The 25,968-nt window shown below is 35.2% G+C and carries 25 protein-coding genes; 10 read left to right on the top strand and 15 right to left on the bottom strand.

Annotation, left to right across the window (positions count from 1 at the left end; translation table 11 throughout):
• The 4 genes from ACH2CJ_RS15560 to ACH2CJ_RS15545 form a co-directional block, all read right to left on the bottom strand.
• A partial coding sequence (locus ACH2CJ_RS15560; protein WP_394993872.1) for a carboxypeptidase-like regulatory domain-containing protein occupies positions 1 to 356 on the bottom strand: 356 nt, incomplete at its 3' end.
• 543 nt (positions 357 to 899) lie between these two features.
• On the bottom strand, positions 900 to 2,117 hold the full coding sequence (locus ACH2CJ_RS15555) for a dipeptidase (RefSeq protein ID WP_394993871.1): 1,218 nt from the start codon (positions 2,115 to 2,117) through the stop codon (positions 900 to 902).
• A 44-nt stretch (positions 2,118 to 2,161) separates the two neighbouring features.
• Complete coding sequence (locus tag ACH2CJ_RS15550; RefSeq protein WP_394993870.1) at positions 2,162 to 3,355, bottom strand: glycosyltransferase; 1,194 nt, start codon at positions 3,353 to 3,355, stop codon at positions 2,162 to 2,164.
• 1 nt (position 3,356) lies between these two features.
• Positions 3,357 to 4,352, bottom strand: a complete 996-nt coding sequence (locus ACH2CJ_RS15545; RefSeq protein WP_394993869.1) for a lysylphosphatidylglycerol synthase domain-containing protein — start codon at positions 4,350 to 4,352, stop codon at positions 3,357 to 3,359.
• 2 nt (positions 4,353 to 4,354) lie between these two features.
• Between ACH2CJ_RS15545 and ruvC the strand changes: the two genes are divergently transcribed.
• Both ruvC and ACH2CJ_RS15535 read left to right on the top strand, forming a co-directional pair.
• Positions 4,355 to 4,915 (top strand): crossover junction endodeoxyribonuclease RuvC, encoded by a 561-nt coding sequence (gene ruvC / locus ACH2CJ_RS15540; RefSeq protein WP_394993868.1) that lies wholly within the window; start codon positions 4,355 to 4,357, stop codon positions 4,913 to 4,915.
• 11 nt (positions 4,916 to 4,926) lie between these two features.
• Positions 4,927 to 5,727, top strand: a complete 801-nt coding sequence (locus ACH2CJ_RS15535; RefSeq protein ID WP_394993867.1) for a hypothetical protein — start codon at positions 4,927 to 4,929, stop codon at positions 5,725 to 5,727.
• 48 nt (positions 5,728 to 5,775) lie between these two features.
• Here ACH2CJ_RS15535 and hisB read toward each other — a convergent pair whose 3' ends face one another.
• From hisB to ACH2CJ_RS15520, 3 genes are all read right to left on the bottom strand, one after another.
• Entirely contained in the window at positions 5,776 to 6,912 is a 1,137-nt protein-coding gene (hisB, locus tag ACH2CJ_RS15530; protein ID WP_394993866.1) for a bifunctional histidinol-phosphatase/imidazoleglycerol-phosphate dehydratase HisB, read from the bottom strand.
• 195 nt (positions 6,913 to 7,107) lie between these two features.
• The gene (locus tag ACH2CJ_RS15525; RefSeq protein WP_394993865.1) at positions 7,108 to 8,823 is read right to left on the bottom strand and encodes a GMC oxidoreductase; all 1,716 of its coding nucleotides are present in this window, start codon (positions 8,821 to 8,823) and stop codon (positions 7,108 to 7,110) included.
• Between the two features lie 102 nt (positions 8,824 to 8,925).
• Entirely contained in the window at positions 8,926 to 9,447 is a 522-nt protein-coding gene (locus ACH2CJ_RS15520; RefSeq protein WP_394993864.1) for a gluconate 2-dehydrogenase subunit 3 family protein, read from the bottom strand.
• Positions 9,448 to 9,732: 285 nt separating this feature from the next.
• Between ACH2CJ_RS15520 and ACH2CJ_RS15515 the strand changes: the two genes are divergently transcribed.
• Positions 9,733 to 10,260 carry a DinB family protein gene (locus tag ACH2CJ_RS15515; RefSeq protein ID WP_394993863.1) on the top strand — a complete coding sequence of 176 codons (528 nt, stop codon included), beginning with the start codon at positions 9,733 to 9,735 and terminating at the stop codon, positions 10,258 to 10,260.
• A gap of 133 nt (positions 10,261 to 10,393) precedes the next feature.
• Here the strand turns inward: ACH2CJ_RS15515 and msrA are convergent, their stop codons facing one another.
• Together msrA and ACH2CJ_RS15505 are read right to left on the bottom strand one after the other, a co-directional pair.
• Complete coding sequence (gene msrA / locus ACH2CJ_RS15510; RefSeq protein WP_394993862.1) at positions 10,394 to 11,044, bottom strand: peptide-methionine (S)-S-oxide reductase MsrA; 651 nt, start codon at positions 11,042 to 11,044, stop codon at positions 10,394 to 10,396.
• A gap of 90 nt (positions 11,045 to 11,134) precedes the next feature.
• A complete protein-coding gene (locus ACH2CJ_RS15505; protein ID WP_394993861.1) occupies positions 11,135 to 13,159 on the bottom strand; it encodes an OmpA family protein in 2,025 nt (674 codons plus the stop codon).
• A gap of 285 nt (positions 13,160 to 13,444) precedes the next feature.
• Here ACH2CJ_RS15505 and ACH2CJ_RS15500 point away from each other — a divergent pair, with 285 nt between their 5' ends.
• Together ACH2CJ_RS15500 and ACH2CJ_RS15495 are read left to right on the top strand one after the other, a co-directional pair.
• On the top strand, positions 13,445 to 14,245 hold the full coding sequence (locus ACH2CJ_RS15500; RefSeq protein WP_394993860.1) for an MOSC domain-containing protein: 801 nt from the start codon (positions 13,445 to 13,447) through the stop codon (positions 14,243 to 14,245).
• On the top strand, positions 14,242 to 15,078 hold the full coding sequence (locus tag ACH2CJ_RS15495; protein WP_394993859.1) for a hypothetical protein: 837 nt from the start codon (positions 14,242 to 14,244) through the stop codon (positions 15,076 to 15,078). Before ACH2CJ_RS15500 ends, ACH2CJ_RS15495 begins: the two co-directional genes overlap by 4 nt.
• Here the strand turns inward: ACH2CJ_RS15495 and ACH2CJ_RS15490 are convergent.
• Together ACH2CJ_RS15490 and ACH2CJ_RS15485 are read right to left on the bottom strand one after the other, a co-directional pair.
• Entirely contained in the window at positions 15,065 to 15,307 is a 243-nt protein-coding gene (locus tag ACH2CJ_RS15490; RefSeq protein WP_394993858.1) for a hypothetical protein, read from the bottom strand. The genes ACH2CJ_RS15495 and ACH2CJ_RS15490 overlap by 14 nt on opposite strands.
• A 123-nt stretch (positions 15,308 to 15,430) precedes the next feature.
• Positions 15,431 to 15,667: a cytochrome b5 domain-containing protein gene (locus ACH2CJ_RS15485; protein WP_394993857.1), complete on the bottom strand. Its 237-nt coding sequence runs from the start codon at positions 15,665 to 15,667 to the stop codon at positions 15,431 to 15,433.
• Between the two features lie 356 nt (positions 15,668 to 16,023).
• Between ACH2CJ_RS15485 and ACH2CJ_RS15480 the strand changes: the two genes are divergently transcribed.
• The 5 genes from ACH2CJ_RS15480 (at position 16,024) to ACH2CJ_RS15460 (ending at position 20,431) form a co-directional block, all read left to right on the top strand.
• Positions 16,024 to 16,458 (top strand): hypothetical protein, encoded by a 435-nt coding sequence (locus ACH2CJ_RS15480; protein ID WP_394993856.1) that lies wholly within the window; start codon positions 16,024 to 16,026, stop codon positions 16,456 to 16,458.
• Between the two features lie 206 nt (positions 16,459 to 16,664).
• On the top strand, positions 16,665 to 17,690 hold the full coding sequence (gene thiL / locus ACH2CJ_RS15475) for a thiamine-phosphate kinase (protein ID WP_394993855.1): 1,026 nt from the start codon (positions 16,665 to 16,667) through the stop codon (positions 17,688 to 17,690).
• Between the two features lie 91 nt (positions 17,691 to 17,781).
• Complete coding sequence (locus tag ACH2CJ_RS15470; protein WP_394993854.1) at positions 17,782 to 18,858, top strand: dipeptidase; 1,077 nt, start codon at positions 17,782 to 17,784, stop codon at positions 18,856 to 18,858.
• 47 nt (positions 18,859 to 18,905) lie between these two features.
• Positions 18,906 to 19,646 (top strand): hypothetical protein, encoded by a 741-nt coding sequence (locus ACH2CJ_RS15465; protein WP_394993853.1) that lies wholly within the window; start codon positions 18,906 to 18,908, stop codon positions 19,644 to 19,646.
• Positions 19,647 to 19,720: 74 nt separating this feature from the next.
• On the top strand, positions 19,721 to 20,431 hold the full coding sequence (locus tag ACH2CJ_RS15460; protein ID WP_394993852.1) for a hypothetical protein: 711 nt from the start codon (positions 19,721 to 19,723) through the stop codon (positions 20,429 to 20,431).
• 61 nt (positions 20,432 to 20,492) lie between these two features.
• Here ACH2CJ_RS15460 and ACH2CJ_RS15455 read toward each other — a convergent pair whose 3' ends face one another.
• From ACH2CJ_RS15455 to ACH2CJ_RS15440, 4 genes are all read right to left on the bottom strand, one after another.
• Complete coding sequence (locus tag ACH2CJ_RS15455) at positions 20,493 to 21,368, bottom strand: hypothetical protein (RefSeq protein ID WP_394993851.1); 876 nt, start codon at positions 21,366 to 21,368, stop codon at positions 20,493 to 20,495.
• 40 nt (positions 21,369 to 21,408) lie between these two features.
• Positions 21,409 to 23,166: a hypothetical protein gene (locus ACH2CJ_RS15450; RefSeq protein WP_394993850.1), complete on the bottom strand. Its 1,758-nt coding sequence runs from the start codon at positions 23,164 to 23,166 to the stop codon at positions 21,409 to 21,411.
• A 15-nt stretch (positions 23,167 to 23,181) separates the two neighbouring features.
• A complete protein-coding gene (locus ACH2CJ_RS15445; protein WP_394993849.1) occupies positions 23,182 to 24,588 on the bottom strand; it encodes a hypothetical protein in 1,407 nt (468 codons plus the stop codon).
• Positions 24,589 to 24,616: 28 nt separating this feature from the next.
• Positions 24,617 to 25,968 (bottom strand): hypothetical protein (locus tag ACH2CJ_RS15440; RefSeq protein WP_394993848.1); only part of this gene is annotated, 1,352 nt, incomplete at its 5' end.

Below are 25,968 nucleotides of genomic sequence, written 5' to 3'. Positions count from 1 at the left end.
TTATCAACAGAATAACCTGTTACAACAACTTCATCCAAACTTGCAGCGTCATCTTCTAAGCTAACATTAATTGTGCTTTGTCCAGCTAATTTAATTTCTTGAGTTTTATACCCAATTGAACTAATTACCAACGAACCACCTGAATTTGGAACGCTAATTTTAAAGTTACCACCTGCATCACTAATGGTACCAGTTGTTGTACCTTTTAATGTAATACTTGCTCCGGGAACACCTTCGCCTTTCGAATCATTTACTTTACCCGTAACGGATTTTTGTGCAAACGCTACCATTGACATCAGCCAAAGTAGCCCACAAAACAGAGTTCCTCTAATAGGAACAAAGTAGTTTTGTTTCATAGTTTTGATTAAGTTAAAAAAATTAAGAAAAAAAAATTGATTAGGTTTAAAATCTATCACTTTCATTAGGCTTTTATTAAATTATTACCTTAATAAGTGTATAAGTTACAATTATAGATATTAGCTTTAATTGTTCCAAATAATTCTGTATATTTTTATATTTTTAGATGAAGATTTTAACCTAAGCCAAAATAGGTTGGCATAGGTCTTGTATTGTATCAATACGGTACAATATTAGTTATTTTATATAAAAATTCAAAATGTTTCAATTTTTTTTAATGTCAAAAAAGAAAAGCAAGATTATTTTACATTAAATATAGAAAACATCATATTTTGAGTACAAATATACAAAACTTTAATTATTGTCAATCGTAATGACCATTTTTTTAAAGAAATGGATAAATAAGTACTATGTTTTATTAAAATTGTAGTAAAGAAAATGTTGAAAATTGGTTACTAACAAAGTAAGCTGTTTATAAACGCTTTTTTAGAAAAAAGCATGGTTTAAACAGCTTATTGAAGTAAAAAGAAAATAAAAACAGTTTACATATTTTTTGATAAGTTTTCGGCAGCAGCTAAAACTCGCATGGTGTTTCCGCCCCAAATTTTTCGGATAGCTTTAGCCGAATAACCTCTTTTAAGTAGTTCAATTGTTACATTTTTTATCTTACTGACATCTTCTACGCCAATTACATCACTGCCACCATCCATGTCCATGCCTATACCTACGTGGTCAATTCCAACAAGTTTAACCACATGATCAATGTGATTCACAACGTCTTTTACAGTTGGCACATCACTTGGGTATTTATATTTAATTTGACGAAGTTCGGCATTGAGCTTTTTCTTTTCTTCGGGCGATGTTTCGGCTTTCATGGTCTGCATTCTAATCGTTTTGATTGAAACGGCCACATCGGCTGAAGGCTTTTTTAAAAAATCAGCTACAAAATTTATCTGAATAACACCCCCTTTCGATGCCAAAGTTTTTATCATTTCGTCGGTCATATTGCGTTTTACATCACACAAGGCACGGCAAGAAGAATGTGAAGCAAAAACAGGAGCTTTACTCAGTCGCATGACATCATAAAATGCCGAATCTGACAAATGCGAAACATCAACAACAATTCCTAAACGGTTCATTTCGGCAATACATTCCTCTCCGAGTTTACTCAAACCGCCATGTTCATCACCTTCGGGGTCGCCCGACGAATCGCTCAAATCATTATTAAAAGAATGAGCCAATGTGATGTATCTCAAGCCTAAATCATAAAACATTTTTAGGTTGGTTAAGTCTGTACCAATAGGCCAGCCATTTTCCATACCTATAAAAATGCCTATTTTACCTTTTTTATGTGCCTTAAAGCCTTCTTTGGCAGATGTTACCAATTCAACGGATGCTGCATTTTTCTCTACACTTTCATGTATTTTCTTAAAAATCTTCAAAGCTTTTTCTTTTGCTTCGGCATTAGCTTCGGGCATACGCTTTCCTTGAGCTAAATAGACTGCAAAAAACATGGCATCCATGCCACCTTCTTTCATTCGAGGAAAATCAATTTGTGTACCATCTTCTTCATACTTATGCTTTGCACCCACATCAAAGCCTTCCATATCCATCATATTGATAGGTGCATCAGCATGCGTATCAACTGTATAGGCACGGGCATGGATTTTATCGGCTTTTTTCAGTAAACGTTTTTCGCTTTTGTTTTGTGCAAAAATGGCAAAAGGCAATAGCAGGAAAATTAAAAGGGGTTTTATCATTAGAATAGGGTTTTAGATTGTTGTTTTATGAAATACTTAGTATTCTATTTTAGTTTTCGTCCTTTCCACATATATTCACTTTTGCCTTGAGCAACAATACCAAAAAAAGTTACATAAAAAGGATAAACGATTTGTACGAAAGGAATGAGCCAAATTAAGTGTTTTTTACGTAAAAAGCTGACTATCAGAGCTAAAAAAATAAATTCGGCAGAAAATTTCAAGAGTAATATCAAACAAAATAATTTAGTAGAAATGAAAGCCAAAAGCCAAAAGCTAAAAGCTAAGGGCAGAATAAAGTTTGCCGAAAAAACAAAAACTGCTAAAGCCGTTGTTTGCCAATTATTATAATGTTGCCATTTGCTTGCCCATCGTTTACGTTGGTTATAAAATGACTTCCAAGAATCTAGGGCTTGTGTCTCAACGATTACATCTTGACTTTTTAAGAATTGTACTTTTCTTGGATACTTCGCCGTTACTTTATGCATTAAAAATTCATCATCACCCGATGCTAAAGCCTCATTTCCAACAAAGCCATCTACTTCATGAAATACTGATTTTAAATAAGTCAGATTTGCACCATTACACATATTTGGTTTACCGATAAACATGGCACAAGCTCCGGTTCCTATCAAACTGGCAAATTCAATGATTTGAGTTTTTTCAATGACTGAGTGAGCAATTCGTTGAATAAACGATTTTTCTTTTATTTCCTGATTCTCACAAAAAGTTACCGCCCCACTTATCAAATACGCCCCCGTTTCAGTTTGAAAATTGGCAATTGTTTCTAACCACCTCTCTCCTACTCGGCAATCGCCATCAGTAGTTGTGATGAGTTGACCTTTGGCTAACTGAATAGATGAATCAATAGCTCTTTTTTTGGGCGATGTGTTGTTTACTTTTATAGGTAATTGATTGATTATCAAATTAATAGAACTATTTTTTTGAAATGCTCTGACTATTTTTAAAGTTTCATCAGTAGAATCATCATCAGCAATAATTACCTCAAATTTATCTTTTGGGAATGTCTGTTTTTCTAAATCTTGTAATAAAAAAAGAATACCTTTCGCCTCATTTCGGACGGGAATAATGATTGAGAACTCCACTTGAATGGTTTTTGAGTGCTGTATTTTTAAGTCGCTCTCCTTCGAGGCGGAGGGCTTAAAAAAAAGCCAAGCCAACACAAGTCCTACATTCATCAAAAAATAAACAAATACTATTAATAAACTTGTTATGAGCATATTATATATCTTTTTTTGTGAATTTTAATTGCAAAACCAATAAACTTCCCACCAAAATAGGTAACAAAACATTAATCAGCCAAATCATTAATGTTGCTGAAGCTATAAACGAAGTATTTGCTCCAAAATAGCTAAAATAATAGACCGATGTGAGTTCTCGAACGCTCAAATCTCCCAAAAAGTTTAAAACTGATGCTAAAGTTTTTGCCAAAAACACTATTCCTATTCCTGCCAAAAGTATGCTAATTGGCAAGTTTATTTCGAAGATTTTTAAAACAATTAGAAACTGAATCGTAAAAACTATATATCTTGCCGAAGCAATAAAAAAGATATTTCTTAACTCTATAATATTGTAATATTTCAAGACATTAAGATATTTTGAAATATACTGAAATACTTTATTTTGAGTCGAAAAAACATCAATTCTATGAAAATTAAAACTCAAAAATAGACCGAATATTAAAGCAATAATTAAGAGAAAAACTATACTCAAATGCAAAAAAATAGGCGTAGGTTTAGACCAAAAAATAAAAAACAGATAACTAATCGCACCAAAAAGCAGTGAAACGTACATTTGCATACCGTTACCAAGCAAAATCGCACCAATACTTTGTAAGCGTTTATCACTTTTGAGCATTAAAACTTTTCCTGCATAATCGCCGAGCATCATGGGTGTGGCAGTTGAAAAAGCGAGACCTACCAAAACGCCTCGATATGCTTCCCAAAAAGAAATATTTTCAATTTTTGAGGCTAATTTTTGCCATTTCCAAGCCTCAAATGCCCAATTTACGGGCGTAAGCAATAAAACAATGAGTAATAATAAAATGTTTGAAGGGGAATACATACTTACAAAACTGTACTTAATTGCCTCAATATCAGCTCCTTTTTGACGAATTAATAGATATGTTGCATACAAAATCACCAAAAATATGATTGTTTTAATCCACCATAATATTCGTTTTGAAGTAAGATATGAGATTTTTGAGTTAATTTGCATCTATGAATCAAGATAAAATAATATTGGGCGTTGACCCAGGTACACGGGTGATGGGCTACGGAATTATCTCCGTACAAGGAAGTGTTTTAACTCTCATTCAATACGGCGTTATAAAACTTGACAAATATAGTTCACATGAATTGAAACTAAAGAAAATATTTGAACGAATCACGCAATTAATCACCGAATATTTGCCCGACGAAATGGCAATTGAAGCTCCTTTTTATGGGGTAAATGTGCAATCAATGCTGAAATTGGGTCGAGCTCAAGGAGTAGCAATTGCTGCTGCGATGAATCGAGAAGTGCCAACGGTAGAATATTTGCCAAAAAAAGTAAAGCAATCGGTTACAGGAAATGGTAATGCCACCAAAGAACAAGTGGCCTATATGCTCGAACATTTACTAAAAGTAAAATTAGAAAAACAATTTTTGGATGCTACCGATGCTTTGGGGGTAGCCGTTTGTCATTTTATGCACGGAAAAACTAAGGCATTGACAGGGAATTCGTCAAAAAGTAAAGGTTGGTCAGCATTCGTGAGTGAAAACCCTGAGAGAATGAAATAAATTTAAAAACAATGAACAGAACAAAAACCAAGACCAAGACTCTCATCATTTTCAATTTAGTAGCTTTTATTGCTACGTTGATAGTCAATACTTTATCAAATTCTTTGCCACTAAATGGCAGAACACCTGCCCAGTTATCTGACCTTTATCCCAATTTATTTGTTCCAGCAGGACTGACTTTTTCAATTTGGGGTATTATTTATACATGGTTATTGATTTTTATTATTTGGCAAATTACGGCATTATTTAGTGATAAACGTTTAGCAAAAGTTGCACCAATCATTGATAAACTTTCTTGGTTATTTGTCATTACTTGTGTACTAAATATAGCTTGGCTGTTTGCATGGCATTGGCAATTTCTTTTGATTTCGGTGTTGGTAATGCTCACTTTATTACTTTCACTCATTCGCTTGAATATTCAGGTTGGGACTGGATTTTCAAAGATAAATTCCACCGAAAAATGGTTAATTCATGCACCATTTGGCATTTATTTGGGTTGGATTTCGGTGGCAACAATTGCTAATATTACAGCAATATTAATCGGCAATAAATGGGATGGTTGGGGACTTTCAGCAGGAAATTGGGCAATTATAATGGTTTCGATAGGCTTTTTGATTGCAACTGCTATTGTTATACTCCGAAATAATGTTTTTTATGGCTTGGCAGTTATATGGGCTTTGTATGGAATTATGCTCAAAAGAGGAACTGAAATAAGCGAAGCTTCGCAACAGATAGAACATGCGTCACTTTATGCTCTTATTGCATTAGCTATTGTGGTCATTTGGAGATTTAGAGCTTGGTTGAAGTATTAGCCCCACTAAATCCTCCCCGATGGGGAGGATTTTAACAATTTTCATAACTCAAAGCACCCCCTTCGTGCTTGGCAAAGAGTCAATTTCTTTGAGGTTTCGTTTCACCGCCATTTTGATAGATTTGGCAAATGCTTTGAAGATTGCTTCTATTTTATGATGTTCGTTATCGCCTTCGCACTTAATATTTAAGTTGCATTTTGATGTATCCGAAAATGATTTAAAGAAATGATAAAACATTTCGGTTGGCATTTCTCCGATTTTTTCACGCTTAAAACTTGCATCCCAAACTAACCACGGTCTTCCTGAAAAATCAATGGCTACTTGTGCGAGAGCTTCATCCATTGGCAATAAAAATCCGTAGCGATTTGTACCTTTTTTATCGCCCAAAGCCTTCAAATATGCTTCGCCGAGTGCTAAAGCAGTATCTTCTATGGTATGATGTTCATCAATATGTAAATCACCTTCTACTGAAATTTTCAAATCCGAACCCGAATGTTTCGCCACTTGATCGAGCATGTGGTCATAAAAACCGAGTCCAGTATGAATATCTGATTTACCTGTTCCATCAAGATTTAGTTCGATTTTTATTTTTGTTTCTTTGGTGTTTCGCTCAATAATAGCAATGCGTTCAGGAAGTTTCAAAAATTCGTAAATTTCGTCCCAATCATTACTTATTAATTTTGTTGCTTCTTTTTGTGGCGGCGTTAGCCCTTCAATTAAACCATCTGTTAGACCATCAGTTATAAAAATAGCCTTTGCACCCAAATTTACTGCCAATTGAATATCAGTAGCTCTATCACCAATCACATACGAATTTACCAAATCGTACATATTTGAATCAAAATATTCAGTCAATAAACCTGTAGCTGGCTTGCGAGTTGGTAAGTTTTCGTGTGGAAAACTACGGTCAATATGCACTGCTGAAAAGTGAATATTTTCATTTTCTAAGGTTCGCATCATCTTGTTATGAGCTGGCCAAAAAGTATCTTCGGGGAAAGATTCAGTTCCCAAGCCGTCTTGATTTGTAACCATAACCAACTGATAATCAGCATCTTCTGCAATTTTACGAAGATTTGAAATAGCTTTAGACAGAAATTCTAATTTTTCGAGCGAATCAATTTGAAAATCAGTTTTTGGTTCATCAATGATTGTACCGTCACGGTCTATAAAAAGGAGTTTTTTCATTTTCTTTGGTCAAATATTTAAAAGACCAAAATTAGGGAGGATTTTATAGAAAAACCAAGAATATATTTTATGAGACAAACAATATTTTCAGAATTTATTGGAATTAATATAAATTTAAAAATCCGCCAATTCTTTCTAGAATGACGGATTTATACTCAAAGAAATCTTGTAATCTTAAAAATCGCTAAAATCCTGTCAAAGATTCCCTTTTTTCATTTCCTTTACCGCATAATCTGCCGAGCGAGCAGTCATGGCCATATAAGTCAATGATGGATTTTGGGTTGAAGTTGAAGTCATTGAAGCACCGTCGGTTACAAAAACATTTTTACAATTGTGCAAAGCATTCCATTTATTAAGCATTGAGGTTTTTGGGTCTTTACCCATTCTCACTCCTCCCATTTCATGAATATCCAAACCTGGCGTGCGATTCGTGTCATTTGTTCTGATATTTTTGAAACCTGCTTTAGTGTACATTTCCGTGAGCTGCTCAAAGAAATCTTTGGTCATTTTTCTGTCGTTATCATCATAATCCACCGATATTTTCAATTGCGGTATTCCCCACGGGTCAAGCAAAGTCTTGTCTAATGCCACATAATTACTTTCTTTCGGAATCGTTTCGCCCATCATGTGCGAATTTACACTCCACACATTACTCGGATAAGGGTTCAATAAGCCTTTTTTCAAATCTTCGCCCATGCCACTTCTATCATCACGCATATTACGCCCTGCCGAAAACCCAGAAGCATAACCACGTAAAAAATCGGTTTCTTGCTTAAATACATTACGGAAACGAGGAATATAAGGCGAATTCGGGCGGCGACCATCTGTCTTACTATCCAAAAATCCCTCGTATTCGGCATTGATAGTTGCACGATAATTATGAAACGCCACGTATTTTCCGAGTAAACCACTATCATTTCCAAGTCCATTTGGGAAACGATTGGAGGTTGAATTCAATAAAATCAAGTTAGAATTTAATGCAGCAGCATTCACAAAAATGATTTTCGCATAAAACTCTGTCATCTCTTTTGTGTTAGAATCAATGACTCTTACACCGGTGGCTTTGTTTTTCTTTTCATCAAAAATGATAGAATGCACCACCGAATGTGGACGTAAAGTCATTTTGCCCGTTTTGGCAGCCCACGGCAAAGTCGAGGCATTGCTACTAAAATAACCACCATAAGGACAACCACGCTCACAGATAGTGCGATGCTGACAAGTGGCACGTCCTTGGTCGGTGTGTATTTTTTTGGGCTCGGTTAAGTGAGCCGCACGCCCCATAATAATATGACGGTCTTTGTAATGTTTGGCTGTTTCTTGACTAAAATATTTTTCAACACAATTCATTTCGTGCGGTGGCAAAAACTCTCCATCAGGCAATGATGCTAAACCATCTTTATTTCCCGAAATTCCTGCAAATTTCTCTACATAACTGTACCACGGAGCAATATCGGCATAACGAATAGGCCAATCTACGGCAAAACCATCACGAGCTGGACCATCAAAATCATACTCCGACCAACGCTGGGTTTGTCTTGCCCAGAGCAGTGATTTTCCGCCAGTTTGGTAGCCACGAATCCAATCAAATGGTTTCTCTTGCACGTACGGATGTTCGGCGTCTTTTACAAAAAACTGCTCTGTACCTTCATAAAAAGCATAGCATTTACTGACTACTGGGTTGGCATCTCGTACTGCTTTTGTGATTTGATTTCGGTGTTCAAAATCCCAAGGTTGCATCATGGTTGTTGGGTAGTCGGTTATGTGGCTTACTTCACGTCCACGCTCAAGCACGAGTGTACGTAATCCTTTGCCTGTCAACTCTTTAGCTGCCCAGCCACCGCTAATTCCTGAGCCAATTACGATGGCATCGAAGGTTTGTGCTTTTATTGAATCTATATTTAGGTATGACATTTTAAAATCTAATGTTGAATGATAGAACACTTATAAAGTCCACAATTTACAGTTTGCAATAAATAGTTGATTAAAGTTTGCTAACTTACGACTATCAACTGCCTACTTTTTGACAGGTACACAACCGTGATAGCGGGCTGGAGCAAATTCGTAAATTCGTAGGTTTGTCATTACGTATTCTGAACTAAGATAGCCTTGAATCGTGAGGTTTTTGACCAAACGAACGAATGATTTTTCATCGCTATTTTCAGAATTAGACATTTTATTCAAAATAGCTAATTTTTGTTTGGCATCACATTCTACGAAAGATTTTGAAAAGTCTTTTTTAGCTGCGATGTCAATCAAATCAAAGCCTTTGGCAAAAGTTTCCTGCGATTTTTTGTCATAACAATCAGCTACCATTTTAATAGTAAACTGATGAATATTGAGCTCTTTTGCTCCAGGCGTATCAGTTTTTGGAACAATAGTTTCCACTATTTCTGCCAAGAGATTTTCTTGCGAAGGAGAAATATTAAAAGGAGAATTTTGGAACGATTCTTTGTTCCAAGCATTTGCCCACGAAGGTAGCACGATAGTACCGCCAATCGTCAGAGCAAGATTTTTTATTGCCGAACGTCTTTGCATTTTGTCAGGATTGAATTTATAATACAAATAAAATCATTTTTTACGAATCTTGTATAGACATCGTGTTTTTTGTTAGTAATATTAGTGAGGCAATATTCGGCAATCCATTGGATTCGGAAAAATATAGAAATTACATTAGAGAATGAATTTAAGGAAGTATTTATTTACGTTGCCACACGAGAATTTCAAAAAAATTGAACGATTTAAGATTTTCCAATGCCACGATTGCGAATTTTATCACAAACTTATTTATTTGTGATACTTAACCATCTTAACAAAAAAACAATGAAAACATTTACCCAATTTTCGTTCATTGCCCTTTTATTATTTTCTATTAACTCTTTTGGACAGACCGATACTACGCAGTTAATAAAAGATTGGCAGAGAGCTAAGGCTTATACTTTGGAATACCTCGAAACCATGCCCGAATCAGGTTATGCCCTAAAACCCACACCCGATATGTGTTCGTTTGCAGAGCAAATGCTTCACCTAACCGACGGAAATTACGGATTAGCAGCAGCAACACTTGGGCAAAAAAATCCGATTGAGAGAGGTGCAAGCGAAAAAAGCACCGATAAGTCTAAAGCTAATACAATTAAAATGGTAATGGCGGGCTATGATTTTATAATTCAGGGAATTAAAAAAATGAATCCCTCTCAATATGGCGAAAATATTAAGATGTTTGGAGACAGAGAAATGACAAGGCTTACTGCATTGAATAAATGTTTCGAACATCAAACACATCATCGTGGACAAACTACTGTTTATATCCGCTTGGCTGGTACTAAACCTCCACAAGAAAAATTATTCTAAATTTCTTATGGTTGAATATTGTAGAAAGAGAAAACGCTACATAAAATAGCGTTTTCTCTTTTAATGATTAACCAGCAATAATAAATATTTGCTCCAAAAAACGACCATTTTTTGAACAGAGTTCACAATTATCTTATTTTTTCAATAATTCAGGAAATTGTGCTTTCATTCGCTCAAGTCGAGGAATTGAAACATTTTGTACGTAAGGATTTTCAGGATGATTTCTTTCATAATCTTGGTGATAACCTTCTGCTTTCCAAAAGACCTGAAAAGGCACTATTTCGGCTGCAATTGGCTTTTTGTATTTACCCGATGCTCCTAATTCTTTTTTGTAATTTTCAGCAAGCATTTTTTCAGTTTCATTCTTATAAAAAATTATTGAACGATACGAATCTCCACGATCTGGCCCTTGTCCTTTGACTTGAGTTGGGTCTTGTGAACCAAAATAAACTTTCAGAAGCGTTTCGTAAGATATAATTTTTGGATCATACTGTACTTCAACCGACTCGGCATGCCCGGTCGTTTCGGTATTTACATCTTCATAAGTCGGATTTTTAGTGTGCCCGCCACTATAACCCGAAACAGCTTCTTTTACACCTTTTAGGCTTTCAAAAATAGCTTCTTCGCACCAAAAGCAACCTGCGGCGAAATAAGCTTTTTCGATATTTCCGTAAACTGTTTTATCAACTATTTTCTCAGTATTGCTGGGTTTTGTGGTGGTACTACACGAAAGCACCGTAATAAAAACACCTATTGTCAGGCTTAAAATGAAAGGCTTGTTCATTGTTTTGAATGTTTTGTTATTGAAAAAGCGTGGCATACTTTAAAGCATGACACGCTCAATATAATAAACGCTAAAATGATAGCTTTGGTTTTACTGAATCTCTATAACCTTAAACTCTGTACGGCGATTTGTCTGATGCTCGTTTTCTGTCTTTGCATTCGGTATTATCAAAATACTTTCGCCATAACCTTTTGCAGAAAGCCTTTCACGGGTAATCCCTTTAGTAACAATGTAATTAATGGCAGATTCGGCACGTTTTTGCGACAATCGAAGGTTATAAATTTCGGTAGCACGAGCATCTGTATGCGAGCCTAACTCAATTTTAATCGTTGGATTATCGCTCAAAGTTTGCACCAATTTATCCAACTCCAATGCCGCATCGGGGCGAATATCCCATTTATCCAAATCATAGTAAATATTATCCACACGGAAGGTTTTGCCTACAAATATTTGGTCAAGACTCAGCGAAGTATAGAATGTTGTATCGGTAACTGGTTTCTTCAATAACGATTGTGGAATTGCCCGTCCTGACATAGAAAAGTCTTCACGTTTTGTCAAAAAGTTCTTTTTATCGGCTAAAATGATGTAATCTCCATCTTCTCTTAGAATAATTGGCCCAAATCTTCCATTTTCCCCAGTTGTAATTTCAGAAATCAATTGTTGATTTTCAGCATCCAAAATTCGTACTCTTGACGAGTCGAGAGCAACACTTTCGTTGGCATTATTTTGGGTAAAAATTGTTCCTTTTAAATAATAATTGACTGTTTTTATTGTCAATGTTTTAGTGGCACTATCTGGGTCGATGGGTTTTGGAGCAAGCAATGGGTTTTTCGATGGGTCGTCATTATTTGTTAATTCTGTTTTTTGCGGAGCTTCATAATAATAAATGTCGTCGTCGCCAGACCCTCCTGACCTATTCGACGAAAAGAAAACATCTCCTCGTTTGCTCATTACTAAGCCAAAATCATCCATATTAGAATTATAAGGCGAACCCATATTTTCAACCGTTACTTTTCCACCTGCACGTACTGCCAAGAAAAGGTCTAATTTCCCAAGCCCTGGATGTCCGTCGGAAGCAAAATATAGTTTCCCGTCTTCTGCCACATAAGGAAACATTTCATCTCCCGCCGTGTTTACTTCTTTGCCCATATTCGCTGGCGTTCCAAAACGTCCCGAAGCATCCATATTTACACGATAAAGGTCAAGTCCACCCAGACCACCAGGGCGATTTGAAGCAAAGTAAATAGTTTTTGCATCACGAGAAAAGGCTGGACTCCCATCCCAACTGGCTGAATCTGAGGCACTTACATAGCGAGGTTCTGTCCAACCGCTGCCGTCAACGTACCGAGAAATATACAAATCCATATCGGGCGAAAGGTCTTTTCTTTTACCAGTATTCCCTCTAGCATAAATCATAGTTTTGCCATCGGGCGAGAAAGTTGGCGTTCCTTCATTGCGTTCATCATCGAAAACAGCATCGCTAAACTTCTCAATTTTACTCATTTCAGCAATCGTTTTGTCTATTTTTACTTTGTAAAGTCCCACGTAGGGCAAACCATTCGAGTAGGTTTTACTTTTGCGTGAAGCAGTAAAAACCAATTCATCGCCTCGAACCATTGGAGCAAATTCTGAGCCTTTGGTATTTACTTGCGAAAGGTTTTTGAATTCAACAGTATTTCGTTTTTTCTTTATTTCTTCAATCGTTTTCAAGGTATTTACTTCTCGGTAAGCCTTTTCGTTGAATGCCTTGATGGTACTTTTTGAGTCAATAAATTGTTGTAGTTCTTTCAAGGCCATGTCATAATTTCCAGCAGCTTTCAGTGCAAAAGCATAGTGAAAATGTGCTTCGGGTGTAGCCAATTTTGCTTCAAATGCCTTTTCATAAAATGGTACAGCCTCAACCCAACGATTTGATAAACGATAAGATTCAGCAATTTTATGATACAAATTAGCTTTTTCACTTTCGGCAATATTCGTTACCTTCGCCAAATCTTTTATGGCTAAGTCATATTGCCCTTTATCAAAGCTCGCAAGTCCACGTTTATAGAGTTGGATTTGCCCGAAAGAGAGGTTTGAAACAGTTAAGAAGGCAATGATATGAAGTATTTTTTTCATCGGTTAGGATAATTCAGATTCGAGATTCGGGATTTGAGAAAAAAATATTTTTGTTTAAAAAATATTGTCCGAAATATTAGCCCCAATTTATAAGTTAAAACTAATAAGTCAAACGATTTTTTGAGAGAATTGTTGTATTTCTATAAAATGCTTAAAAATATTTAGCTTTAGGCTCTATGCAATGTGCTTAAAGCATATTCTTTTTTTAATAATTCGCTATAATAAAGACTAAAAAAAACATAAAGCTTAGTGCTTATACAAAGTCTTTAAAAACGATTCTACGATATGCCTTTAATACTTACCGAAATCACTATTTATCCGATAAAATCTTTGGGCGGAATTTCTCTACAAAATGCTATTGTAGAAGAGCGTGGACTACAACACGACCGCCGATGGGTGCTTGCCGATGAACATAATCGATTCATTACCCAACGAGAAAACGAGCAAATGGCCTTGATTGATGTAAACCTCGAATCTGTTGGGCTGAGAGTGAGTCATCGGCTTAAAACAATTGCTCCTTTAATTGTTCCTTTCTCGCCCCAAACAACTGAAAATAAAGAAATTACGATTTGGGATGATACTGTAAATGCCATTAGAGTAAGTGATGAAGTTGACGCTTGGTTTACGAAAGTTTTGGGCATGAAATGTCATTTGTTTTATCAGCCCGATGAGTCTATTCGACTCACCGACCCTCGTTATTCTATCACGAAAGAAGAACATACGAGTTTTTCGGATGGTTACCCAATATTAATTATTGGTCAAGCAAGTTTAGATAATTTGAATGAACGCTTGGAAGAAAAAATAGCTATGAAACGTTTTCGTCCGAATTTAGTTTTTTCGGGTGGAAAAGCACACGAAGAAGATAATTGGAAATATTTCAAAGTTGGTGAAGCAAAACTCGTAGGGGTGAAACCTTGTGCAAGGTGCGTAATGACAACAATTAACCCCGAAACTGCCTTAAAAGGCAAAGAACCACTGCGTACTTTGAGTCAATATCGAAATTTTGGCAGTAAAATTTTATTTGGACAGAATTTGTTGGTCGTTGAAACTGGGAAAATTTCAATAGGACACGTAATTGAGTTATGAATTCTGCAATTCCACCCAATACAAATCTTTTAAAAAACCTCCATTATCTGAGTCTTGATGTAGTTGTGGGGGCTTTGGCGAGTAGTTGGATGTTTTGGAAAATGCCCAATGGAATTACAAACCCTAATATACCTTCTTTTTTAATTTTGGGTATTTGTACTTGGATTATTTATATATTAGACCGATTACTCGATAACATTAAATCTGACCCGCAAGATGCTCGGCATCAGTTCCATTTTCACCATCAATATTATCTTCAAATTACGATTATTATACTTCTTTTTGTAGCAGTGCTTTTAGTTTTCTTTTTGCCACAAAGAATTATTATATTCGGAATTAGTTTATCTGTTTTTCTTATAATTTACTTTCTTATTTTAAAAAAATCGTCACAAACAGCTAATTATCAATATTTTAAAGAAATTTTTACCGCAATGCTTTATAGCCTTTCGGTTGTCGGAAGTGCATTTAGTACCAAGCAAAACTTAGGATTAGTTGATTATCTGGCAGGTTTCAATTTCTTTCTACTCGTTCATCAAAGCATCTTGGTTTTTTCATATTATGAAGCAAAAGAAAAGCCAGAAGTAAAAAACTTAGCAAGCAAATTAGGAAAGACAAACGCTACATATTTAATAGTCACCGTTTGTATTTTTATCGCATTGAGCAATGTTATTAGTGCTTCGCTTTTTACCAAAAAAGTAATACTTATCGAAACGCTAATGTCGATATGTTCTGTTTTGATTTTTGTTTTTCAACAAAAATTTTCCAAAAATGAAAGCTATCGCTGGCTTGGCGAAATAGTATTTTGGTTGCCGCTACTGCTTATTTTCTTTTAATTCTGTCTTCTATTTTCTTAGATTTTACTTCTTTTTTTGCCTCTTCCTCTTTCTTTTCTTTCATAATCCGCATTCCACGACGGTAGGTATAATAGAAAAATCCTGCCACCGAAAACATCAAAAAGAAATAACTGTCTTTTAGTGAAACGTGCTTATATAATGCTTGGTCAACAAACATAATTAACATTGCCAAACTTGCAAAAAGGATTAGTGATTCTATAAGTTTCATAATAGTAAGTCGATCGTCAACTGACGACGGTCGATAGTTTTTTGTTTTATTGTTAAAAAAACTTATTGTAATTTTGAAAACTGGGGATAACTACTCACAAATCCGTGGACTGCCAACTATTGACTATCCTATTTCGATTAATGTACCAATAACTTTAAATTTCTCAAAAACTTGCTCATTATGGGGAGCATCTACCAGCTCTTTGGTCAAATCTTGTCCTGCCCAATGCTCATAGTGCTTGCCATTTCGCCACAATCTTGAAGTGGTTACGTCATAAATAATACCTTTATAGGCTACCCAAATATCGTCTTTGTCCTGTCCGTTGCGTAGTGCAAGCTGATTTCTTGTATATTCTTTCAAAGTATATTTATAATTGTAGCAAATGCTACTTTATTAATCTGATGAAAAATAAAAATTTCAAAAATCCACCCTGTAAATCTTACAAAGATTTTTAATCTTACCAAATAATAAACAAAGGTCGTAATGTTTAGGAGAAATTTAACAACAAAATTTACTACGAAATCGTTTTTACTCGAAAGCATTACAACGTTTTCAAGAAAAAAAACGTCAATACTTATAAACAACATTTTTTTTTCTTTTATATTTAAACCATATTTGCTAAAAATCTGTCTAAGTCATTGAAAACTGTTGTTAAATATAACAGACATGGTTTTTATAATTTACTATTAAACACTTTACAAATTATACTATATTCTATGAAAAAAATTGCCATTCTCCTTGTATCTTTTGGTTTTTTCGCTCTTTCATGCAAGACAAAAGTCGTTCCTGTGTCTGAGACAATTAAAAAAACATGGACTGCTCAAATAGTTAAAGAAGGCAGTGCAACAGTTTATACTAAAGGTGCTGCTGCTAATACAAAACCTGGCTATTCAAGTTTTGTGCTTAATTTATTGATTGCTCCCTCTGTTACATTAAAAGAAGCCGATGGCAATACTTTTACTGGTCAATATGAATTGATAGGCGATACACAACTCGTTTTGAAAAACTTAAATCCTGTGCCAACAGGTACTGGTGGCACGATTACGTTTACCATTAATTCGGTAAGCGATACCGAACTAAAAATTACTCGTACAACAACCAGCCAAAAAACAGGTGGAACGATTAACGATTATACTTTGGTAAATCCGTAATTTTACTGAAAATATTTTTAGAAAGGTGAACTGAGAAGTTCACCTTTTTTTGTTATTGTACATTTTTATCCGACGGTTCTGCCAGTCAGGAATTTTCTCTTTGAAGGGTGCAGCCTGACGAAGTCGGCAGAGGATGTTTCGCAGATTAACAGTAATATTTGATAAATTTTAGTGAAAATCATAAAAATCATGGTTTATTTTGCATCATGGAAAGAACAGAACTCAATACTCTTGGCGAATTTGGCTTGATTGACCGAATTCATTCAAAATTTACTACTCAAAATCACGAAACAATTAAAGGCATTGGCGATGATGCAGCGGTGATTGATGTAGGAGACAAATATATGCTCATTTCGACCGATATGCTACTTGAAGGTATTCATTTCGACCTTTCTTATACACCATTGAGACATTTGGGTTATAAAGCCGTGGCAGTAAATGTATCGGATATTGCGGCAATGAATGGCATTGCGAAACACATAACGGTCAGCATCGGACTAAGTAACCGAATTTCGGTGGAAGCGATTGACGAATTGTATGAAGGCATTCGTTTTGCCTGTGAAGACTATAAAGTTGATTTGGTTGGTGGCGATACTTCAGCTTCTCACTCAGGTTTTGTCATTTCGATAACAGCAACTGGTTTTGTTGAAAAAGATAAAATTACCTATCGAAACGGTGCAAAACCAAACGATATTTTGTGTGTAACGGGCGATTTGGGAGCGGCATATTTTGGTTTACAAATATTAGAAAGAGAAAAACAAGTTTATCTTGCAAACCCAGAAATGCAACCCGAACTGCAAGAAAAGGAATTTTTAGTAGGAAAATTACTCAAACCAGAAGCACGAACTGACATTATTCACGAACTAAATGAATTGGGCGTTGTGCCAACGTCAATGATTGACATTTCAGATGGTTTGGCCTCAGAACTGATGCACTTATGTACCCAGTCAGGTGTTGGTGCGATAGTTTTTGAAGATAAATTACCCATTGAAGACCAAACGATGCTAACAGCTACCGAATTTAATATCAGTCCGATTACGGCGGCTTTAAATGGTGGTGAAGATTATCAACTTTTATTTACTGTAAAACAAGCTGATTTCGAGAAAATAAAAAATCTTTCAGATGTACTCCCCATTGGCTATATGACTGATAGTAAGGCTATTGAATTGGCTTTGACAAGTGGCGGAACTACCGCAATCAAAGCTCAAGGTTGGAATCATTTAGAGAAATAAAAGGGCTTTCAGCAGTCAGCTTTCGGCAATCAGCTAAAAAATAAAATTATTGTTTTTCTTAGAAAGCCGATAGCTATAAATCATAAAAACCATGTTAATAGTAGATGCTCATTTAGACATTGCAATGAACGCCATTGAGTGGAATCGTGATTTTAGAAAACCAGTTTTTGAAATTCGAGAACGTGAAAAAGGCATGACAGATAAGCCCGACCGTGCTAAAGGAACGGTTTCACTTCCCGAACTCCGCAAAGGAAACATTGGTTTGATTGTTGCTACACAATTAGCTCGCTATGTAGCCCCCGATAGTATCTTGACTGGCTACAACTCTCCCGAAATTGCGTGGGGAATTACACAAGCTCAATTGGCTTGGTACAATGCGATGGAGGATCTGGATGAAATGACGCAAATAGCTGATTTTGAAGCTCTTACCAAACATTTAGACCTATGGAACGACGAAAACATTGCTAATGAAACAAAACCTGTTGGTTATATTTTAAGCCTTGAAGGGGCAGATTCTTTGGTCAATTTATCTTATTTAGAAAAAGCCTATGCCTATGGTTTGCGTGCTTGCGGCCCTGCACATTATGGCCCAGGTCGATATGCTCCAGGAACAACGATGGCGGGAGGTTTGACAAAAATGGGTCGGGAATTGGTTCAAGAAATGGACAAACTCAATATGATTTTGGACGTAACACATTTGACCGATGAAGGCTTTACTGAAGCATTAGATTTATTTAAGGGGAACGTTTGGGCGAGTCATCATAATTGCCGTGCTTTGGTTGATTATCAAAGACAATTGACCGATGAACAAATTAAGATTTTGATTGACCGTGGAGCAGTTATTGGTGGTGTTTTGGATGCTTGGATGCTCGTGCCGAACTGGACAAGAGGAAAAGATACACCACAAGAGCGAGGCGTTACGCTCAATAAATTGATTGATAATTACGACCATATTTGCCAAATCGCAGGAAATGCCAATCATATTGCCATAGGCAGTGATTTGGACGGTTGCTTCGGAACAGAACAAACCCCAACCGACCTCGAAACCATTGCAGATTTACAAAAACTACACGGTTTACTATCTAAAAGAGGTTATTCTGCTACTGATATTGAAAATGTTTTTCATGGAAATTGGTTAAGATTTTTGATGAAAGCGTGGAGTAATTGATAATGTATTAAAACATATTTAAAACCTTAAATCACACCCTTCTTCCAATGAAAATCGTCAAGATTTCACTTTTCATTATTGCAATCATTGCCTTTTTATTGCTAGGAGCTTATTTTTTCTTGAATGAAAAGTTACCCGTTGGGGAAAATCCAGCGAAAGCAGATAAACTTGCTGCAAAAATGCAAACTGCTCTCAACAGAGTGGCTTGGGATAGCACCAATGTTGTAAGTTGGAATTATAAAGGAGGACACTCGCATATTTGGGATAAGAAAAATGAGATGGTACTTGTAACTTGGGGTGAAAACAAAGTTTTTTTGAACCTTAAAGCCTGGAATAAAGGCAAATCCTACAAGAAAGACAAAGAAATTTCTGATGCTGAATTAGATGAACTAAGAGGGCAGGCATGGCGGTTTTTCTGTAATGATTCTTTTTGGTTAATAGCTCCATTTAAGGTTTTCGACGAAGGTGTAACAAGAAAAATAGTTAGAACAGGCGATTCTGAAGCTCTTTTGGTTACTTATGCTTCGGGTGGCATAACCCCAGGTGATTCATATTTATGGTTCATGGATGAATCGGGCGTACCTTTAAAATACAAACTTTGGGTAAAAATATTGCCCATCGGTGGTGTTGAAGCAACTTGGGCTCAGTGGGTAAAAACTAAAACTGGTGTAAGTATCGCTACACAACACAAACTCGGGCCAGTAACAATTGCCATAAATGGCCTCAAAACTGGCTATTCATTAACAGATATTGGTGTAAAATCCGATTTATTTGATATGATTGAATAGCTTTTTTTGGCACTTTCATCAAAAAGTCTTACTTTGGATATTCAATTTAAATAACTCTTAAAACCTAATTATTTATGAAAAAAACAATACTACTCATTGCGGCTATTAGTTGTTTTTCATTGGTCTCATTTGCCCAAACTTTCATTCCAGCTTTTGACCGATTTTCAGGAAAAGAAATAGCCTATATTTATTTGGAAGATGGCTCAAAAGTAGAAGGCACAATTGATGACCTCGACCGTAAAAAAGGATTGATTGAAGAAGTTACAATTTTGCCAACCGGACAAAAGAAAAAGAAAACATTCGTACCGAAAGACATCAAAACGATGTATTTACCAGCAAGTGGTTTCAATAAATTAAATAGCTCGCTTGACCAGACCTTTAATGCTCAAAAATGGAAAAGCAATGACGTAAACATGGAAATTATCAATAAAGGATATGCTTATTTTGAAAAAGTAAAGGTCAACATAAAAAAAGATACCGAAGACTTATTGATGCAAATGGTAAACCCTTCTTTTTCGAGCAAGGTCAAAGTTTTTCATGACCCATTGGCTCAAGAATCTATGAGATTTGGTGTTGCTGGAATCACAATGGCAGGAGGAGATGACAAATCCTACTTTTTGCAAGTAGGCAATACTATTGCAAAAAAAATCAAGAAAAAAGAATATGATGACGAATATTTGAATTTGTTTAAAGACTGTCCTGCTTTATTACAAAAAATAAAAGATGACCATCGTTGGGTAAATTTCGACAAACATTTATTAGAATATACTACTTCTTGCAAATAAATCAGCATGAGACCTTTGATAGAAAAGCGACCTATGAAAATAGTTCGCTTTTTTGTGTCAATCAATCACGTTTAGGCTCTAACAACATTTTTCTGTAAGTAAAAGTTACGACCTCACTTTTGCCGCCATTCTCGAAAAACAAGTTGTTTGCTTTAGCAATTACTTGAAAAGAATAAACCTGCCCATCTTCTAAAGCAATATCGCTTGGAGAATAAATGTAGATGTTGTTTGGCAGATTTTCTTTAATTAGTACCGTTCCGATGCGGTAATTTACAGCATTTTGCAAGGCTTCATTTGGGTTTTGTCCGAGTTTTAATTTCACGATATAGAGATTATAAAATATTTTACTCCCGCCTATATTCCCGATTGGAGTTGTCCACGAAAAAGTTGGAAATTGTCCAATAACTGCCCCCATATTCATCGGAGAAAGCACTTGAGGCGGCTTAATGTATGAAATATTGATAGTAGAACAACCAATTGGTTCATCTTGACTCAATGCCGTATTTCGTTGAATATCAATTACTCTGATACAAAATCGATAAGTGCCTTGCGGGAGAAACCCTTGCGAAAAAAGTTGATTTTGGCGAGTCTGTGTCAAGTTAGTTTCTACATTATTGCTTGCCAAAAATTCTAACCCTGCTTTGTTGGCGATAATCACATTGTTGCCTGGTTGTAAAATAATGGGAGCAGTTGGCTTATAAGTAGGAATTGTCCGCCAATAAAGTCCATTATTTCCTTCTATCTTGCCAACCAACTTGACTGTCAGTGTTGTTCGTCCACTGTTTACAATATTTATAAAAGGACGGTTATAATACCTATCAATATATGGACTTGGATTTAGTCCAAGCAAAGGTGTTACGGTAGTTACAAAATTACTTTGTGCTTTATTGTCTGTATAAGCAAACAAGAGTAAAATACAGTATTTTAATATTTTCATAATTTTATTTTTTAGCCATAAATCATTCACTATAAGCATTTTACAAATCAAAATCATAACCCACCATTGTTCTAAATTCGGAGAAGTTTTTCTCTGTCAAAGAGGCTTTATCAAGGTTATTATTGAGATAAGACGCCCTAAACCACACTTTGTGACCTTTCAGAATATAATAGTTCAAATTGATATTTACTTGATGTGTTTTGCCAGAATTATTATCAAAATATTGATTCAAAAACAATGAATAATTTGCACCAATAGAGGCTTTATTTTTCAATAGAGATTGAGTTGCTCCGAGACTGACTCCAGTATTGCTTTGTTCTTGTTTACTAATATCTTTCATGCTTACTCGCCATAAACCTACATCAAATGCAGTACCTTTTTCGAGCAAGTTTAGGTTATAGCCCAAATTAGCCGTATAAATATCAAATCTCGTATCGGTCTTTTTGCTTTCGTAAACCAATTGATTTTGAATATAATTATACATTCCAGTGAAAGTAATTAGGCTATAAACTCTTGGGTTTTCAAAGGAATACCGACCAATAATGGCAGCATTATGGAGATTACTTTTGCTACCATATTCGTTATAAGAAAACGAAACAGGCGTTTGTTTACTTGATGTACCTGAATATTGCAGAAAAGCCCCAAACTTTTGTGTCGGAAAATATAAAAGTTCAAAAAGTGTTAAAACTGTTCTTCCAGTATAGAAATTACTTTTTTTGATGTTGTTTTTCTCGTAATCCAAAGAGCTATTCATGGTAACTTTCCCCTTCATGCCTTGCCAAGTGGACATAAAATTGACCTTCCGAATATCGGTATCATAGAAAAAATTATAGCTACCTAAAGATTTATAGTTAGGAGCAATTTGTTTGAATTTTAGTTTAAAATTAAATGTACTGTCCCAATAACTTAATACCGATTCGGCCGCATAATTGACTTGACTACTCGCATTAATCTGGATGAGGTCTTTCGCTACACTTTTTGGAATTCTTGAAAGAAATTTATTTTCTGATAAATCGACTTCTAAAGGTGCGGCTGTTTGGTCTTTGGTATAAACACTTACAGCCATATCGGTTGTCCAAAATAATTTTCTTGCCAATCTAATGTTAAATTTTGTGCCAATTACTAAGTTTTCGGCAGGCGTAACTGTATCAAAACCATCAACTCCTTTTTTGCTTGGTACGGGAATCGAGCCAATTTGGTCTTTTGCTTTAAATAATAGCAAATCAATGTAAGAACTATCTCTGATAACAAAACCTAATTTGATAGCATAGCCCATGCGTTTAAAAGCAGGAAAAGGCTGCTCGGCTAAATAGGTTTCGGGGTTATCAATGATAGTTGTATTTTCGGCAATTGGTCTTTGCATTTGCCCATACATAACGCCTAAGCGAAAATGTTTGCCTGGATATAAATCAAAACCAACACCTCTGATTCGATGTCCATTTAGAGTGTAAGGCGAATAATCTATAAAAGTATCGCCCAAATAGAATCTTCCCCATTGAAAGGAAGGAATTAGCCCCAAATAATTATAAGGTTGTTGGTTTTTCCGACTGAGGTTTGAGAATAAAAAATTGATAGGCATCTGAAAAATTTTGTACTGAATCATGGGCATTCCAGATACCGAAATATCGAATGGATTTTGGCGTTGCGAAATATTGACTCCCTTGTATTGCGATATTCCGAAGTTGATTTTTCCTGTAAAAATCTGAATTTTTGCTTTTTGCAAAGAATCTTCATCAGACGAGCCCTTTGCTTCTGAAAAAAAGATGATGAGTAGAAAAACAAGTATAAGTTTCTTCATGCTAAAAATCGGTTTTTAAAAGCCAATTTGTTTTGAATTAATAAGCACATAATTTTCGGTACATGAAAAAGGTTTACTTTCATAAACTTTATCATTGCCATTGACCAAAATTTTATAATTAATTGGTGTTTGAACATCGCTTACCAACGAAATTTTCTTTGACAATACATCGCTATTTTTAGCAAAAACAACATTATTTTGTAGCAATTTTTTATTGTATGTATAAAAAAAGGCGATTTCTAAAGATGAAACACCTTGTTGGGTCAATGTTTCAGGAGTAATTTCTACTTCAATGTCTTTTGTTAAAAATTTAAGCGAATCAAGGGTTGTTGTAATGTCAATTATTTCCACCCAATTTTCTTTTTTTACCCAATCGTAGGTCTTTCTTTCTCCATCATGTTTGTATTCTGAAATTCGGTAACGAAGTGGTTTGGTAAGTTTAACAGCAAAAGGAAAACTTGCAGCAATGGTATTGACACTTGGCTCTGAACTCAAAAACTTGATACTTGGCAAACTCACTATCAAATTGTTGAGTCCTATTGCTTCAATATCAAGCAATTTCACTGCTAAATCGGGTCTTATTTGATTAGTAAAATCATAACACCGAACCTCCAAGACTGAATAAGCTGGTGGAATATTTTCGTTGATATCAATTTTGCGAATAACATTCCATTTCTGTGTATCTACATTTATTGAAAAAGTCTCAGATTTTAAAGCCAAAGTAGTAATCACGGTATCAGTTTTTATTTCCTGATTTATCTCTGGTGTAATACTCTGAAAAACCTGCCGTGGACTCGAAACCTGTTTGTATTTTTTAGTGCCTTTAATAACGTCGCCCACAAAAGCATAGCTAAAGCTAAGAGCAAGTTTGCCTTGTTTAATCATCAGTGTTACTAATTCTGCCTCAAAGTTTTCGAGATGAATCGAATACATTCTTTCTTTCCAAAAACCAGCATTGTTTTCAGCACCACTTGTTGATAAAAAAGCCCCATCTTTACCTATTTGTTTCTTACTTTCGCTACCCGACGCAGGAATCATGACAATAGTTTCTATATTTTTAATGGGCATTGAAAGCAATGAAATGTCTTTTCCACCTAATTGATTTTGTATTTTTTTGACAACATCCATCTCAATAGTTTCCATCGCTACACCAAATTGGAGAATATTACGAAATTTTTTCTCACCTACATCGCCATACACACTCGTACCAGTATAGCGACTTGCGATTAAAAAAAACTTCGGTTTTCCATCCGATTCGTTTGCCAACTGAAGTTTTCCTGGCATTAAATAATAGACATTAGGTTTACGAAAATCACGGTAGATTTCTTTTCCTTCGATAATTATCTTAGTGCTTAAATCAGGTTGAGCTTTTGAAATGAATGTTTGGAAAAAGAGAATTACAAAAACAATAAACTTCGACATAAAACATTGATTATAAATTATTTACAATCTATTTCTTAATAATATCATTCACTGTTTTTTCACCGATAACCAACAGCAATTCTCCCGTCGGAATCCAATCGCTTTCGGTTCGGTTAGCATCTTTATCAATTCTGATGAGCTTGTATTGGTATTTCGGTTGGTCATTATTTGGCACAAAAAGCTCTCCACCAACGAGTGTAACGTTGTCTTCTTTAATCGTTACCATCGGCAAAATCACTTCGCTATGTCCTCTTGGGTCGCCTTGAACAGACTTAATCAAAAGACGGTATGAATTTGCCCCAGTTGCTTGAATTGGAGTTAGAACTTGAATTTCAATTTTCTTCACCAATTTATTAGATGTGCCTTTTAGAAGTTTTTCTTGAATGCCTAAATCACATTCTTCACAAGATTTTGTAGCAAAATTAAACCAAAGTTGCACAACACCTTCATCTTGAATATCCTTTAAATCTGAGATGTTTTTAAGTATTTCTTTAATATTTTGAGAAGCCCCAGGCATTATTTTAACATATTTCGACTCGAATTTTAAAACCTCATACGACTTGCCCTTTTCTTTCAAAACCGTTACGGCCTCGATGATGATTGGGTATTCGAAATTGTTTTTTAATGTTCCAGAAAAAGTGTTTTCATCTTTATTAAACTGAATTGTACCGAAAGTTTTTGCATCATTAAATTTGATTTTAAATGGTACAGGAATTTGTTTTGTTCCTTCGGCATTGGGTGAGAAATAAACATTGCCAGGAATCTCTAAATTACTTGCCAAAAGATTGACCAAGTTATTTGCCGAATTGGCATCCATTTTCCAAGAAACCGTAATTGGCTCAAAAATATCAGTCGGGGCATGAGTCGAAACGGCACTTTCGGTAATATTGTAATTTGTATTCAGAAAATTCTCAAATGATACTTTAGGCGTACTATTTAGTGGAAGTGGCACTAATTTTATGTCTTTTTTCAATTCTTTTTTCAGAATTTTTTCAGCAATATCAATGTCTTTTTCGTCAAGATTTGGAAAAAGCTGGGCGGTAGCTATCACTCGCCCTTCGCCCGCATCAGAAGTTTTATAATAGACATTAAATGAGTATTCTTTTTTCTCCTCATAATATTTTATATGATAGCTTGATGGCAAATAATAGATAACTTTTGCATCGGGGTTTTTATCATCAAAAACTTCATCAGCAATATTTATTTTGTCGAAAAAAGGCTTTAAATCTTTGTCTTTTAGCAACAATCTTATATTTTTTTGCACAGACACATTTGGACCTAATGAACCTTCGACTTTTACAGTTTTTTGTCGAGTAAATAAACTTTTTACTAAATCATTATTTATCAATTTATCAACTGCATTCGAAACTTCATCAAAAT

It is taken from the genome of Emticicia sp., assembly GCF_043780375.1.
Classification (GTDB): domain Bacteria; phylum Bacteroidota; class Bacteroidia; order Cytophagales; family Spirosomataceae; genus Emticicia.
This window is presented reverse-complemented; position numbering and strand designations above follow the sequence as displayed.